Below are 14,489 nucleotides of genomic sequence, written 5' to 3' on the forward strand. Positions count from 1 at the left end.
TTAATAAATCCTGAAATCTCCAGTCACATGATAAGCGGCTCCAACTTGGCCAATAATTTTAATTTGAGAAATGTCACCAGAGAAAAAGGGCGAAGAGCGTGACACATCAAATTCGGCAATCAAAATCCCCGCCTGCATGGAATAGACTCCCGTCCCATCGATTTGCTTAGGCGTTCCATTTTCATCCAGAAACGTGTATGTTACACCATTTTTCGGCTCAAAATCCAGTGTTGCAGTCACGAGATTTGCACCGCCGCCCCCACCTTGTATCACCGGGTTCAGTATCATGCCATTACCTCCGAAATTTTAACTTTTTTATCGTTGCAATCGAGAATAGTTACATATTCATAGCGATGACATAAACCTCGCCATCAATTATTTGAGTATTAACAGTTACGGTAAGATAAAATTGCTCATCACTTGTGACAAGATAAGGTGGAGGTTGAGCGGTCAGACCTTTCAGGGAATCAACAAGTTTAAACCCATCGATATTATGTGGAGATACGACCCAGTCCGAAAAATCCATGCCTTCTTCAGCGAAATAAGGCCCATGCACAACGGAGCCTGGCCCATTCTGAAAAGTAAACTCAAGCAATTTCGGAAACGGCTTGGCAGGACAACTAAAAATCATGTCCCTACCTCCTGGATTACCACATAAACCTGTACATCTTCTGTCGGGACCGTCTGCGCCTTGAATGTCAATTTGTTGGCCGCCTGTCCCGTGCAGGATATCCCGGCGGCAGAATACACAGCTTGGTCCGCAATCGTCGGCATTGGCTGAATCAACTGTTTACTCTCATCCGCAAGTACGCCCTGAACTGTAACAGTCTGGGTGTTGTTGGACCAAGCGGAGAGGGGGAGGGTGACTAGGGTGGATTTTGGTCTAGAATTGCGGAGTTCCTCCTTTACATCGTCCATCGTAGGCAGATAAGCATCATTTTCCGCAAAGCCGGTTTTTTTTGCGCCCCCTACGTTATAGAAAAACACGCCCCCACAGTCTACTTTTTGAACAATGCCAGAGCCCGGACTTGTGAAAGCATCAATCTCTCCTGGATTGGCAAACATATATGCCGTATCATGATTACTAGAAATCCCGATCAGCGGTAACTTCTCAAGGCCCACAAAATCTCCATTCACAGCTAACTGCACTCTGGGATCTGTGCCTCCGTCTACCGGATCAGGGGACTCAACTACCTCCAGCACCAACTCCCCAGTCATAGTCCCCCCGCTCAACTGGAGATACCTCTGGTCGGCCTGTTCCTGGGTCATGCCAGATTGTGGCGCATCCTGTGGCACGGCGTTACCCCCGCTGTCAAAGCCAACCACCTGACCCTGGGTGCCGGTGAGTTTATCCTGCTTCTCATTCGCCAGGGCAGCGGCCGCAGTGGGGAGGGAATCACTACCGGCCCCAACCGTCACGCCGGTATCACTAATAGTTTTCAGCGTGTCATTCACATTCTTCTTGATGCGGTCAATCTCGCTCTGTACGCTCATGCCGCACCTCCTCAGATGGCCGCAAGGGCTTCCTCAATGTCACTGGTCAAGCTCACGCTGCCCCCGGAGGTGTACCCGGCAGGTACAGAATAGGAGGTCGTGGTCAGGCCATCGATGGTACCGGAAACAGCGCCGTTATTCGCCATAGACCCGGATACCAATGTACCTTTCGCATCTACGATCTTCTTACCAGTCAGCACATCAGCCGCAGTAGCCGTTACTCCGCTTACGTCCTGATATGCGGCTGGAATGGCTCCAACGGTAACCTTAGACAGCACCTTTCCTGTGGTTGGCGCAATCGTCTGGGCGGACTTGCTGGGGGTTGCGGTCTTTTCCTCTAGCGTGATAGATACTGTTCCAGCTCCGTCATGGTGTCCGGCCGGAATCGTATAGGATGGAGCCGCAACGGTCAGCGTTTGGGTAACTGCCCCATTATCTGGCATCGTACCTGTGACCTTGCTGCCGCCAACATACGCAGTTTCTCCATTGAGGATTTGTTCAGCCTCTGCGGTGGCGTCTGTTGTGTCTACAAACTCCTCTGGGATAGCCCCTACGGTGACAGAGGAAAGCACCTTGCCCTCTGTTGCCTCCACAGTCTGCTCGGACTTTGTAGGCGTGACGGTTTTCGTCTCTGGGACAATCTGCACCTTACCAGTACCAGCATGGTACCCCTTGGGGATGGTGTATGATGGTTCCTCCGCTGTAAGGGTTTTATTTGCGGCCCCATTGTTTGGCATAGTGCCGGTAGAAACCTTACCCGTCTTATCTACAAATACCTTTCCAGTCAGCACGTCAGCCACAGTGGTGGTCACAGCAGACACATCCTGGTAACTATCGGGAATCGGAGCTACCGTCACATCAGACAGTCCGTAATAACCGGGGTCTGGAGTCACGTTCTGCTGAACCTTGGTAGGCGTAACACTCTTGCTCTGGAGGTTATAGTTTCCACCCCCAGCCACACCGGACACTGTACCACTTCCGTTGTGGTAGCCCTTCGGGATGGTGTATGTATCGCCCTCCTGGACTTGCGCCGATACAGCGCCCCGGTTTTCAATACCCTCGATCTCTGTCGCCAGCTTGTCCAATGTGTCAACGCTCGTGCCAATACCAAGCTCTACCGCTTTCGCACGGATCGTATTTCGTGCGGTTTGGATGCGGCTGATTTCAGTTGCTACGCTCATTTTTTACCACCTTTCAAATCGTCCCTAAAAGGATCTCGATATTTCCAACAGTATCCTGCACCGCCGCCGCGGTAATGGGAAGGGTGTTATCCCCCTCGAAGTCGCTCACCGCATTTACAGAGAGTGTATTCGTTTCTCTGTCCAGCAGTAGGCCGTGGCCGATCCTATAGCCACCACCGCCGCCCTCTGGTAATGGTATATCTGATTCCTCATATTCCCCGGAATCCGGGTTAAAAATGAGCCATGTCCCGTTTGTGCCGGGTTTTGGCGGATTATTGTTAATGTCTGTCAGACGGTCCTCCATCTGCTCAAACTCGGAGGGCAGGGGCGGTGGGAATGCGTCTACCGCATTGATGCTATTGAACACCGTGGCATAAAACAGGTTGCTGTGCCGCACCAGGTCGCCCAGAGTGCCCCGAACCTGCATGGCGTATGTACCGTCATCCGCCAGCATGGAGGCGGTAAGCAGAGCGCTGTACACTTCCCCATCTCGGGAAAGCTGGATGATGTTCTTCTGCCCATCCTTCTCCACGTCCACCTTCAGGTCCCACCCTTCCGGCAGGTCAGTGGATATTTCCAGAGACGTGACCTCATTATCACCCTCAAATCCAAGGGAAAAACCGGGTGGCGTACAGATATTCCAATCGGTCATGTAAATCATACGCCCACCTCCTGTGTCATAGCGGCCACCTTATCCAGAAGTGCGTCTATCTCTTCCCCACTGTATTTGCTGGTGTAGTAGCTTGTGGGTGTTTCCTCCGCAAGCGCCTGTAACTCCATGGTAGAAATCCTCTGTTCCAGGGCGGATAGCCTCTCTTCTATTGTCATGGTATCTCACCTCACACGACGATTCTTCGGCCCAGCTTGTCCAGAATAAAGCGGCCAGTGCGGTCCATCACGGGGCCTGATTCAATCTTTTTCTGTGCGCCATAATAGAGGATGATGCATCCGTCCCCACCAGCTCCTCCGGCGCCTCCAGCACCGCCACTACCAGAATAGTTGTCGTAGGTTTTAACGTGCGCTGAAAATCTTATTCTTATTGTACTGGACGGAGTAGATGTTATTTTGATAGATGCATTATTTCGGACCGTAAGGTTATAGTTGCCAGCGGCCCCTCCGCCGCCGCCACCGCCGCCGCCGTCGCCGCCGCATCCATACAATACGGCGGATGCTCCGTCAGCGCCTTTCCCGCCCGCTCCAGGTTTTGACGACCTGAAAGTTCCTTCAGCAATTTGGGACGAAAAGCCAAAACTCGGTGCGGTTGAAGAAGACCCAGCGCTTCCATTGTTTGAGCCAGAAGAACCTCCAGCGCCACCTCCGCCTGAACCGGACGAAGAAACAGAGGCGTTTACGGAATAAGTCGATGTGTAGTTCGCATACGATCCGCCGTCACTTCCATTCTTTTGGTTACTGTAAGAAGGCCTGCCAGTACCGCCAGCTATCTCTCCAGCGTCACCGCCATTATTTCCAGCGGTTCCTCCGTCAGCCCCGGCAGAACCAGGAATTCCAGATTTTGCGTAAGTTATTCCTGTTACGATATCTGTATACCCAGCAGACTCCGCCGATCCAGATGCGGAAGACTCTTCTCCAAAAACGGTATCTTCTCCACTAGCTCCGTTGGTCTGTCCGCCAGAGCCACAAATATAAGAGATAGTGTCTCCCGCTGAAACATTGATTGTCTTTTGATAGACCTTTCCGGGTTCCCCAGCTTTTCCGCCTGAACCTCCAACGCCCGCTTCTGTTGTATGTCCGCTTGATGAGATGGAAGCGGTTCCGGTTTTTGTTTGTCCAGCGGAATCAGATGTATAAATAGAAATAGTTTGGTTGTCATATTTGTCTTCGCCAAATCCACCATAAAAATCGCCTGTACCATCATCTCCATTCCCACCGGCTCCGCCGCCTCCAATCAAGACCACTACTACCTGTGTAACGCCCTCCGGGACTGTCCAGGTTCCAGAGCCTGTCAGCACTTCATGCTCATCATATGTTACTACCTGCTCGAATTTCGGCGGCACAAATCCAACCAGCAGCGTTTCATCCGCTTTCAACGTGTTGGACAGGTTGATGTCAGCGGATTCTAGACAGGCGGTGACTCCCGTTTTGTCATAAGGATGCCATGTCGCAACACGGTTACCCGGCACCTCTCCTTGGTATACAATAGGAGCCTGTATTGTTTCGGTCCATTGGAAATAATTAGCCAGCCGCTCCGCTACCGCCGTTGAATTTACCAGACTAACCAGTGTTGCGTCCTTCACCGTTTTAATGTTAGGCTCTGCCGCCTCAGATACATCCCTTACCACCTCTCTGGTATTATGGATATACGCCCTCCCTTTCAGCGTGCCAGAGCCGCCAGAAACCTTTGCGTAGTTGGCCCCGCTCTCCAAGATAGAGAAGCCGTCAGCAACCAGCTCATACATCGGGCTATTAAATGTGATAATATCCCCCTGCTGGGCAGTTCCTTCAAACAGCTTGGTTTCCTCTCCGCCCTCCACATATTGGTGCTCTGTGACTACCACCTGGGTTACTGCGGAATCATATTTAACGGATGGTCCCTCGTACATCTGGTTCTGCGTCAGCTCACCGGATATCCCATCCCATAAGCTTTCTATACGCAGCACCCCGCCTAAATCAGTCTTTATCACGGCTCCTATGGCAAACAGTACCTGTGCCAAATTATCCCTAGGCGATGCAATGGGCAGCCACCCATACAGCTTGATTTCCGTCAGATTGGTTTTGATTTCATAGGGCACGGTCCCGCAGATACCTGGGAGGATTTCGGCAACTGTCTGACCCGTGTATATCCCGCCGTAGTGGCGTCCTTCACTAAGCAGCCCTACTGCCGAAGTGGCAGAGATATTGTATAAATCTTTGGATGTTCGTTTTATATCCTGTACATAAAAAATTCCAAGCTGTTCATCGTTATGATATATTGTAATAGGAGTATTTCTTGAGAATTTGGACAGATTTTTATCGGGACTCTTTATAATAGGGTTAAATGTGTTTGTTCCCAGCGAAGAGGACAGCAAAGACATTGCCGTCCTGATCGATCCTCCCCGTATGTCTGATCCGATATATGTTTCCCCGTCATATACAATCTTTGTTGTTTTTGCCATCCCACGTCACCTCAAGGCTTTAGCTGCGCATCCATGGGTACAAAACTAACTTCGATCTCACCCCAGTAAGTCACGCCGTTTTCTACCCTCTCAATATCCTGTGATGCACTGGTGTAGTAAGCTTGATAACTAATGGTCTTTTGCCCGTCCGCCGCCTCCAGCAGTACGGAATCATCAATAGAATGCTGATACAAATAGTCCCAAAAGTCATCCAGCCCTTTATAGTTGTTTCCGCGCCGGAATACAGTGATTTTGTGGCCAAGGTATGTTCCAATAATGTCTCGTATCATCAGACCAGAAAGAACGCGACCCGCATTGTCTCCATCCAGCACATTGAAATTCCGGTTATAAGATGAGATAGCGACATCTGCGTCAAATTCCCTTCCATTTATTTTGATGTAACTCAAAATTACACCTCCACTAATTCAACGCCGATTCGCTTTCCTTCCGCCTGATTGGCCTGATAGGTTACACGGCCTAGCACCTGTTTGTCTACTTCAAGAATCACGGTACGGTTCCCGCCGCCTCCGCTCATTCCGCTTCTTTGGATACCCCGCATAACCGCCGCCTCAATCTCCGAGGTGGGGGCCTCAATATTCGTACCGCTCTTTTGGTCGCCCAGAACGGCAAGGAATTCCCTGTTAGGCGGGATAACAGCGCCTTTTGCAAGGGCGGGAATGTCGTCAATTGAAAGTTTGGGAGTAGAAATTCTGCCACTGAACCCACCGCCTCTTCCGCCGTTTGTTGCCCCACTGCTTCCCAATTTGAGGGCAGCGCCGCCTCCAAGGAGAGCGATTCCAGCCAGTAGCATGACTGGGTTCAATGTCATTGCACCGATAGCAACAAGAGCTATACCAGCAAGGAGCATTGCAGTGGAAACCCATCCAGCCACCTCTTCAAGATGCAGTGTTTCAACCCAGCTTTGAAATGTTCCGCTCTCATTTCCAATAACCAAACCGGCTACAAGCAAGGCGATGCCGCCAAGAAACATTGTAAGATTCATGGTCATCAGTCCTATTGCAACAAGGCCGATTCCAACAAGCAAAACCGCAGCAGTTACATATCCCATAACTTTTCCAAGCCCTAATGTTTCGACCCAGTCTTGCAAATTCCCATCTTTTGCTGAAGCAACGATTCCAAGTCCAAGGGCAATTGCACCTGCAATCAACAGCGGAATATTCGCAGTAGCTGCCGCAATAGCAACCAATGCAATTCCAGCCAAGAGCAGAGTTACAGCAACCCACTGGGCGACGGTTGTGAGTTTCAGCTTCTCCCACCAAGCCATCAATGTTTGCTCCCCAAGTACCTCTGCCGTGATACCTACAGCAAGTAAAACTCCTCCTGCGATAACCATAAAGATGTTACCCATTGCCGCTCCGATGCAAATCAATGCAATCCCTGCAATTTGGATTGCAGCGGCTACATACTCAAATGCAGAATCAAGCCCAAGGGTTTCTGCCCATGATTTTAATGTCCCGCTTTCACTGCCCACATAAACTCCTGCCGCAAATAAGGCAATACCGGATATAACCATTAGGATGTTCCCAAGGCCCGCCCCGATGCAGACAAGCGCAAATCCAGCAATTAGCAGTGCCGCAGTTATAAACTGCGCCGCTCTCGAAAGGCCAAGTGTTTCTGCCCAATCTTGTATCATACCGCTCTGCGCCGCATACGCAACAGATACACCGATCAAACCTAGTCCGACTATGACTAAAAGTATATTTGCTGTAGCAGCTCCGATTGCTACCATCGCAATTCCCCCAAGGGTAACCGCAATTTTCACAAACTCCTGCACACTGTTAAGTCTAAGCGAATCTACCCAAGATTGAAGTTGTTCGTTTTCTTCTGAAAATCCAATCCCTGCGCCAAGCAATAGCAGTCCTGCGATAACAAGTAGCAGATTACCCATTGATGCTCCAATTGCGACAAGAGCGATCCCTCCAAGCATCAAAGCAACCGGAACCCACGCAGAGACACTTTCCATCATTTGCTGTAACCATCCACTGTTTTGATTAACTGCGGAAAAATCGGGGGCAATTACCTGTTCTTGACTGGAACTTTTTTTGTTTCCACCTGAAAGCTGATTAATTTCATCAAACGATGCAAGCGACTTTTCTGCTTTTTCTGCGGCCTCCCCGGTTCCCTCGATGGCTTCTGTTTCATCATATAGATTTTCTGCGGACTCAGCAGCTTTTTCTGCTGTGGTCCCAAAAAGGGCCACAGTAAGACGCGCCGCCATTGAAATAACTCTGGCCAGCATATCGACAAACTTGGTAAACGCTGGTATAATGACGTCAATTAAAGGCTGCGCCAATGTGAGCAGCGCACCCTTCAAGCGGGCAATCGCAGCACGAGCCTCGTCATTCGTCTTAATGACTTTGCCCATCCATTCGCGGAATTTTGCAAGTGCCTGTGAGATGATTGTAAAGACCAGTGCGCTCCTGATGACCTCCCGCAGACGCATGGAGAACTTACTTGCACTCCTCTGCGCCTTGTCAACGGATTTTGCCATCTTTTCGGCGGATGGACCAGCTTTAGCCATATTCTGCTGGATACCTCCGGCCTCCGCCTTTGCACTGTTCAGTTTAGCCTCTAGACCTGAAATCTTAGAATCGTAAGCGGAAATAGCCTTGTCGGCCTGTTTCCACTCCTTTTCGATAGCGTCAACTTCGGCCTGCTGCTGTTTCAGAGCGGCCTTGACCATAGGGCTATCTGAATAGGCACGCATATAATCATCTGCGGTCGCTCCGGCCTGCATAGCGGAGGTAATGGCGTTCTGCTCATCCCGGAGCATTGCCAGCCGCTTTCGGGCTTCCTCCAGCTTTGCGTTGACCGAGTTCAGGTTATTTTCAAGGGGCAGTCGCCCCTGCTTTTTAGACGCAAGCTGATCCTCGAGCGATTCGATTTGCTTATTCAGGCGGGTCAATTCCCTCTGTGCGTTTTTATCATCAATATTGGTCTCAATGACGATGGAACCGTCTGCAGACATAAGAACACCACCTTGAAGGGAGAGATTTATGTGGATGGGTATAAGGAAATCATTATTACAAGAGAGAAGTGTATGTGGGGCTGTGCGGCTAATTTTGCTGTCCTTTTAGACGGTAAGGTTGTCGGGACTTTGCGAAATGGGACAACCATTTCTGCATACGCTCAAGACGGCCCGCATACCATTTCGTTCCAAAAGGGCCGGAAGATAGACTGCTCTGTTTCAATTCTCTTGTCGCCGGAAGATAAGGCAAAGGTCGTGAATACTGTAATATCTGGTTCTCATCTTGTGGTTGAGAGCGAATATGCAACAAACACGCCGGAAACCGCCGCCTTCGATAGCGAGAACGCCCCCCAAAAAAGAAGCAGAAGAATTAAGGGGAATATTGCATTTGCGGCTGTGATTTTCATTGCTATTATTGCCGCTGTATCTCTTACTTTTGGGGGACGCTCTAATAGGCCGTCAAACGCCAGTCCAGACATTCCGTCCAAGTCTACGACCACGCAGGCCATCCAATCGGAGGAAATCACCATTTCTGCCACTGATCTGTGGGCGGCATATAAAGAAAATACAGTGAACGCAGACACACTATACAAAGATAAAATTCTGGTCGTGACCGGGACCATTCAAAATATCGGTCAGGATATCGTGACAAAAGCACCTTGCATTTCTCTTGAGACAAATGATGGTTATGGACTTTACCCTATCCAGTGTTTCTTCCCAAAAGATGGAGATCAAACAGACTTGATTGCTCAATTAAAGGACGGAGATTCCATCATTATTGCGGGAGAGTGTGATGGTGTCCCTATTGCACATGTACAATTAACAAGATGCTCTATACGATAACTCAGCCGCCCCTCCGGGGGTGGTTTTATTTTGCGCCAGTCCAAAGGTTGAGGAGGTCGTTCTCCGCCTGACTGTAAGTCTTCTTGATGTCGATAATATCTCGGTTTTTCCGATAAAACTCTCGGTCTGATTTGTCCAGCGGCTTGCCCTTTGCCTTTTTGTCTCGGATGCGGACGATTTGAGCAAAGAGGCAGTCTCCAATCTCCGCATAGGCTGAGAGGATCGTCCACCAGTGTACTCCGCCCGTGTTGGTCTCTATATCGTAGTTCACTGCGCGGGCCTCATAGCCCAGCACACGGTTAACGGGCGCAATGATGCGTGGAAAGTCCATAGGCCAGTCCACAAGGTGAGGACCTTTTTTCTCCCTCGGCTCCTCACCGCCGTTGATAAAACGGAAAACCTCTTTCATTGCCGCATCATAGTCCGTCAGATCGTCAAAATTAACGTAAAAAATTTGGAGCACATCAAGGGCACGGTCTTCCTCGCTGGAATCTGGGTCGTTCATGGCCCCAAAGATATCAAGAATCACCCGGTAATCATACCGTATAGCAAATTCTTCTCCATCTATTTCAACACTTTTAGGAAGTCCGTAGTCCATGATGTACTCCTTTAATTAATTTCTATGATATTTCTGGTATTTCGCTGTGTATTTGCTGATGCGGGGGTTCGTCAATTTCTGCTCCCTAGAGAACGTCGTATCGATCTCATCCATGACCGCCATCATCAAATTGCACCAAACAGGGAGTCCATTGGCAATAGCGTAGACATTCATTCCGTCGAAAACTACCTCACTGACTGGGACTTCAAATACGCCGTCGATGACACTTCGCATCTCCGCATCCCGTTCCCTTGCAAACTCGAAAATCTCTTTCTTGTCGGTCATCTTTTCAATCTGCGCCTTATAACTTTCTTGCTTTTTGTCTAAGTCCTCAAAGGCGGAATACAGCCGCTCCACAAAGTTGCTGTCAGTGGGGTTGAATGATACTTCGCACTTCCCATTCAAGTCATATGTAACAAGGCCAGTATCAAAATTGAGCTCTTTCATGGATTACTCCTCTCCGTCTGCTTTAAAGGTCACAGTGGCTCCCGAAATGGATGCCGTTCCGGTAGTGCGGGTGCCTCCGTAGGTTACCTCAATGGGCATCCCAATGGAGCCGCCACCCTCGCCGCCAAGGCCAGTGGGCAATACTGAGCAGGCAGAATACCTCTCCGCAAATACTGCCGTGTTTGGCGTACCTGCATACAGGTGGACAATAAGCATATCCTGATTCAGCAGGGCATTGACATTGTTCTCTTTGATGGCAAGATTCCAAATCTTTTGCTGGGCCTTGTCAGCGCCGTCCAACTCAAAGGGGTCAAAGGTCTGTGTCTTGGTGGCCTTCTTTCCGGTGGTATAAGTATCACCAAAGATATCTACCTTGGTCTCCGTCTGCCAGTCGAACTCGATAGAGCTGTCCTCCACACGCTTACCTACAGGGGACCATTCAGGCGTCTCTTCCGGAGTCGTAGTTGCGGTATTCAGATAGGCTATAAGCATTTCACGGGCCACGGTCTGGCCTGGGGTAGTGTTAAACTCTAAATCAGCCATTGTGCTGTCTCCTTTCACACGCCGACCTCGTAGGTCAGCTTCATCAAAATTTGGTAGTCCTCTATTCCTCCTTCATAGGAGGCGAATTTTGATGCCTGGGTAGTCGGCTCGACTCTAAGGGCCCGTACTCCATCTCCCAGGCTAGGCAGATTCTTCCTGGCCCAGTCCCCAAAGTGGTTCAGCAGCTCGTCGGCCTCCAGGCGGCGGTCGTTGCTACTCCCAGGCTTGATACGGTAGATCAGTTTGAATTGATACTCCGCCTGGTAGCCTCCCAAAATGTACTGCCGGGTGATATAGGTCCCCTGGATGGTTGACAGAGCCATGGCCACCTCTTCTCCGATGGCAATATCCAGCGATTCATACTTGATCATTGTGACCGGCTTTTCGGGGAAGGTGTTCACCCACACATTCATTGAGCGGGAAATCTTGTCTACCTCTTCCGCCGCCGCCAGCATCCGGGGCTTTTCCCGTTTTTCATAGATCATGTTTCACCGCCTTATCCGACACACGGACCCACTTCTCCAGGTTTTCCGCCTTGCTGGCCTCGAACCAATGGGATTGTGCCTGTCCGTGTACTGCTTTGCTAAAAACCAGGTCCTTGTCCGTCAGGACCTTTGTGCCGCCCTTTGGGGCGTAGCTGCTTCCGGTCTCAGGATCAACCATCAGTTTCCCGTAGTACAAATAGCGAGATTGTGGTCCAGGATAAATAACTTTAGAGCCATCAACCCTTGTCCTCCGGTCCAGGTCACCTGTCAAGGCTGGGGCATAAGGAGAAGTATCCTTCCGCACTTGGAGTGCCACAATGTGCTCTGCCTTGGTGCACCCTTCGGCGAGCTTGTCCTTGATTGCCTCTAGCCCCTCGGTGTGGACACTGAACTTCAACATCAGGCTCCACCTACTTCCCAGTGGGACATTTCGCCGCCGAAGTCCTTGAAGTCAACCGTTTTCACGTCGTAGACGTAGTCGTATGCGGCGGATATTTTCTGATTGCTCCAGTCCGGGTGGGCAGCCTTTCCCTTGACAAAAAAGGTGTTTTGTCCGGGGGAGAGCGTCCACAGACCGTCCCGGCTCTCACCGTTCCAGAACTCCACGGGGCCAACGTACCGCTTTTTCTCCCCGGTTACACCATCAGTGGCTGACACGTTGACTGGTATGTAGAGCGTCACGGAATCGGCATCTACAAGCCCACTTTCGTTGACGTTTTTCCCCTTCACGGCATCCAGAAGAACCCCCTCCAGCACCGTGATGTGATTGATCGTTCTCTCATCCAGAGTAGCCGGATCAGTCTCCACCGACACATTGTAGAGCGTCACAGTATGGGGGAACATATCCATATCCGCACCCCCTCCCTCTGTACAGGAGGCCGGTAGCCCCTAAATATTGCTGGGCGATAGCCCCAAGGGAGGCTTGCGCCGCCTGGGCGGAGGACAGGGCCTGTTGTGCGCTGTCCCCGCCGCTTCGGTAGGTCTTGGACCAGCTTCCAACGCTCTGGCTTTGCAGTTCTCCCTCGGATTTCACGGAGGCGGACAGAGCCTTTTGCGCCAGCGCCTGGGCGGCATCAATGGCCTGATACTGCTCCGCAACGGCGCAGCAGGCCATTTTCAGCGCATCAAGGCCAGCATTACGGGCCGCTCGGCCCTGCGTGTAGTAATCCAGGAAGGAGCTTGCGCGCAGGGACAGGCGGGGAAAGTCGGCCTCCTGAATGGCTGTCCCCAGGTATGTAGTTATGTAATACCTATAGTCTGCGTAAGCCATTACAGAGCCTTCTTTCAGGTTGATTTCGTGACGGTAACGGTGTAAACCTTCTGCGCCGCCCCATTTTTCACCGTGATAGTAACTGTGTTTGCCCCCTCCGCCCAGGTAGCCGCCGCGCCATTGCTTACGGGCGTTTCGCCATTCAAGATGGTTACTGTCGCCTCGTCATCCTCTGGCGTTGCGGTGATGGTGTTGGTGGCGTTTGTCGTGTTGGCTGTATACTCCGTCGCATCTGGGTCAAACGACGGAGTGAGTGTCAGCGCGCCAATCGTCAGCCCCGAGAGGCGCGCGCTTAACCCCCCGCTGGCTCGTAGACAGCAAAAGGGAAGGCGTTCTCCAGCCCCGCATTATAGGCGTTGATGGGATTGGGGATCTCCCAGCCCAGCCGCATGACGGCACGGAGAGCCACCATGTCATTCTGCATCAGGTTATAAAGGATGTTTCCGGTAGTGGGGTCCTGCACCACACCGCTGTCAAAGATCTTGAAGGTCATATCCTGCCGGATGGCATAGACCAACTGGCTCCAGTCGCCCACAATGGCCAGGGATTCCTCCGGGTCAAATGCGCCGTTGACAGGGAAGTACATGGACATACCGTCCAGCGCATAGCGGGTATCACCCTGCATATCGGTCTTGAAAATGGGCTGACCGTTCTTGTCCACCAGGCCGCGCAGCTTGGCCCGCATCTGGATAGCAGCCATCACACCGTTGGGGATATAGCCGCTCTCCTCCACTTTGGCGATCACGCCGCCCTCACCCATGATGTCCTTGAAAATATCGCTGGTAGCGGTCACAACAGCGTTTGCAGTAGTAGCCGAAGGTACCAAGCCCTCACGCCAGGATGTGGGCTTGTCCGTGCCATACAGGATAGCGGCGTCGATGACCTTGCCGAATGCTTCCTGGAGACGGGGGCGTACTTCACCCCAGATGTCGTAGTCGCTGTCATCCAGCACCGCCTCTGGAATGGGGACGATGACAGCGATCTCCTCGGCGTAGATTTTCTTCTTGTCCCACGCCATGTTGGTGGTCTTTTTGAGGGATGCCTTGGAGTCAGACGCTCCAGTCGTAGCCTCGCCGTTCACAAAGTAGGCGGTTGGCAGTGCGTCCAGCACGTTAAGGGTCTGGGTCTTACTGGTCATGTTGGGCAGCCGTCTGGCCATCCGCAGCACGGCGGACTCCGTTACGGCTCCCTGGATAATCTCACGGGTCACGGGTTCAGGAATAAGCCCGGAAAGTTTACTTCTATCAATAATATCAACAGCCATTTAGGTTCTCCTTTCATTTCAGTGCGCCCCGAATCAGGGCATTCATTACATCGTTTTCTCCTGTTTTGGAGCTTCCGCCACCCACAGGAGCGGCCCAGTCAAAAGTGGTCTTTTTGCGGTCAGCGGTCAGGGCGTCCACAGCCTGCTCAAAGGTGGTCTTATCGTCCACCATCTTCCCAGCCTTGAAGGCGATAAACTCCGCCTCCTCGCCGGTCAGGCCCTTCTTCAGAACGTACAGTTCCCGTTTCAACTGGTCCCGCTC

The 14,489-nt window shown here is 51.3% G+C and carries 20 protein-coding genes; 1 reads left to right on the top strand and 19 read right to left on the bottom strand.

What is annotated here, in order from left to right:
• Genes ACEVJK_RS14020 through ACEVJK_RS14060 form a run of 9 tightly spaced genes read right to left on the bottom strand, consistent with a single transcriptional unit; the run spans position 1 to position 8,777 of the window.
• Entirely contained in the window at positions 1-288 is a 288-nt protein-coding gene (locus tag ACEVJK_RS14020; protein WP_262669349.1) for a hypothetical protein, read from the bottom strand.
• Between the two features lie 49 nt (positions 289-337).
• Positions 338-631 (bottom strand): hypothetical protein, encoded by a 294-nt coding sequence (locus tag ACEVJK_RS14025; protein WP_374740860.1) that lies wholly within the window; start codon positions 629-631, stop codon positions 338-340.
• A complete protein-coding gene (locus ACEVJK_RS14030) occupies positions 628-1,494 on the bottom strand; it encodes a hypothetical protein (protein WP_374740861.1) in 867 nt (288 codons plus the stop codon). The genes ACEVJK_RS14025 and ACEVJK_RS14030 overlap by 4 nt, the downstream gene beginning before the upstream one ends.
• 11 nt (positions 1,495-1,505) lie before the next feature.
• Positions 1,506-2,675 (bottom strand): hypothetical protein, encoded by a 1,170-nt coding sequence (locus ACEVJK_RS14035; RefSeq protein ID WP_374740862.1) that lies wholly within the window; start codon positions 2,673-2,675, stop codon positions 1,506-1,508.
• 13 nt (positions 2,676-2,688) lie between these two features.
• Positions 2,689-3,336, bottom strand: coding sequence for a hypothetical protein (locus ACEVJK_RS14040; protein WP_374740863.1), 648 nt, complete (start codon positions 3,334-3,336; stop codon positions 2,689-2,691).
• The gene (locus ACEVJK_RS14045) at positions 3,333-3,503 is read right to left on the bottom strand and encodes a hypothetical protein (protein WP_186853525.1); all 171 of its coding nucleotides are present in this window, start codon (positions 3,501-3,503) and stop codon (positions 3,333-3,335) included. The genes ACEVJK_RS14040 and ACEVJK_RS14045 overlap by 4 nt, the downstream gene beginning before the upstream one ends.
• Positions 3,504-3,514: 11 nt before the next feature.
• The gene (locus ACEVJK_RS14050; protein WP_374740864.1) at positions 3,515-5,788 is read right to left on the bottom strand and encodes a hypothetical protein; all 2,274 of its coding nucleotides are present in this window, start codon (positions 5,786-5,788) and stop codon (positions 3,515-3,517) included.
• An 11-nt stretch (positions 5,789-5,799) separates the two neighbouring features.
• On the bottom strand, positions 5,800-6,195 hold the full coding sequence (locus tag ACEVJK_RS14055) for a hypothetical protein (protein ID WP_374740865.1): 396 nt from the start codon (positions 6,193-6,195) through the stop codon (positions 5,800-5,802).
• 2 nt (positions 6,196-6,197) lie between these two features.
• Positions 6,198-8,777 carry a hypothetical protein gene (locus ACEVJK_RS14060; RefSeq protein ID WP_374740866.1) on the bottom strand — a complete coding sequence of 860 codons (2,580 nt, stop codon included), beginning with the start codon at positions 8,775-8,777 and terminating at the stop codon, positions 6,198-6,200.
• Between the two features lie 30 nt (positions 8,778-8,807).
• Here ACEVJK_RS14060 and ACEVJK_RS14065 point away from each other — a divergent pair, with 30 nt between their 5' ends.
• Complete coding sequence (locus ACEVJK_RS14065) at positions 8,808-9,620, top strand: hypothetical protein (protein ID WP_374740867.1); 813 nt, start codon at positions 8,808-8,810, stop codon at positions 9,618-9,620.
• A 25-nt stretch (positions 9,621-9,645) separates the two neighbouring features.
• Here the strand turns inward: ACEVJK_RS14065 and ACEVJK_RS14070 are convergent, their stop codons facing one another.
• The 10 genes from ACEVJK_RS14070 to ACEVJK_RS14115 form a co-directional block, all read right to left on the bottom strand.
• On the bottom strand, positions 9,646-10,218 hold the full coding sequence (locus tag ACEVJK_RS14070; RefSeq protein ID WP_374740868.1) for a Gp15 family bacteriophage protein: 573 nt from the start codon (positions 10,216-10,218) through the stop codon (positions 9,646-9,648).
• A gap of 15 nt (positions 10,219-10,233) precedes the next feature.
• The gene (locus ACEVJK_RS14075; protein WP_374740869.1) at positions 10,234-10,665 is read right to left on the bottom strand and encodes a hypothetical protein; all 432 of its coding nucleotides are present in this window, start codon (positions 10,663-10,665) and stop codon (positions 10,234-10,236) included.
• Positions 10,666-10,668: 3 nt separating this feature from the next.
• Complete coding sequence (locus ACEVJK_RS14080; protein WP_374740870.1) at positions 10,669-11,208, bottom strand: hypothetical protein; 540 nt, start codon at positions 11,206-11,208, stop codon at positions 10,669-10,671.
• Positions 11,209-11,222: 14 nt separating this feature from the next.
• Positions 11,223-11,693 carry a hypothetical protein gene (locus tag ACEVJK_RS14085; protein ID WP_340405841.1) on the bottom strand — a complete coding sequence of 157 codons (471 nt, stop codon included), beginning with the start codon at positions 11,691-11,693 and terminating at the stop codon, positions 11,223-11,225.
• A complete protein-coding gene (locus ACEVJK_RS14090; RefSeq protein WP_374740871.1) occupies positions 11,683-12,093 on the bottom strand; it encodes a minor capsid protein in 411 nt (136 codons plus the stop codon). Before ACEVJK_RS14090 ends, ACEVJK_RS14085 begins: the two co-directional genes overlap by 11 nt.
• Complete coding sequence (locus ACEVJK_RS14095) at positions 12,093-12,542, bottom strand: hypothetical protein (protein WP_374740872.1); 450 nt, start codon at positions 12,540-12,542, stop codon at positions 12,093-12,095. The genes ACEVJK_RS14090 and ACEVJK_RS14095 overlap by 1 nt, the downstream gene beginning before the upstream one ends.
• On the bottom strand, positions 12,490-12,963 hold the full coding sequence (locus ACEVJK_RS14100; RefSeq protein ID WP_374740873.1) for a hypothetical protein: 474 nt from the start codon (positions 12,961-12,963) through the stop codon (positions 12,490-12,492). The genes ACEVJK_RS14095 and ACEVJK_RS14100 overlap by 53 nt, the downstream gene beginning before the upstream one ends.
• Positions 12,964-12,977: 14 nt before the next feature.
• Complete coding sequence (locus ACEVJK_RS14105; RefSeq protein ID WP_317246523.1) at positions 12,978-13,238, bottom strand: cadherin-like beta sandwich domain-containing protein; 261 nt, start codon at positions 13,236-13,238, stop codon at positions 12,978-12,980.
• A 17-nt stretch (positions 13,239-13,255) separates the two neighbouring features.
• Positions 13,256-14,227, bottom strand: coding sequence for a phage major capsid protein (locus ACEVJK_RS14110; protein ID WP_374740874.1), 972 nt, complete (start codon positions 14,225-14,227; stop codon positions 13,256-13,258).
• Positions 14,228-14,240: 13 nt separating this feature from the next.
• The coding region (locus ACEVJK_RS14115; RefSeq protein WP_374740876.1) for a hypothetical protein at positions 14,241-14,489 on the bottom strand (249 nt) is incomplete at its 5' end.

This window comes from Flintibacter sp. P01028 (genome assembly GCF_041925235.1).
Classification (GTDB): Bacteria; Bacillota; Clostridia; order Oscillospirales; family Oscillospiraceae; genus Lawsonibacter; species Lawsonibacter aceti.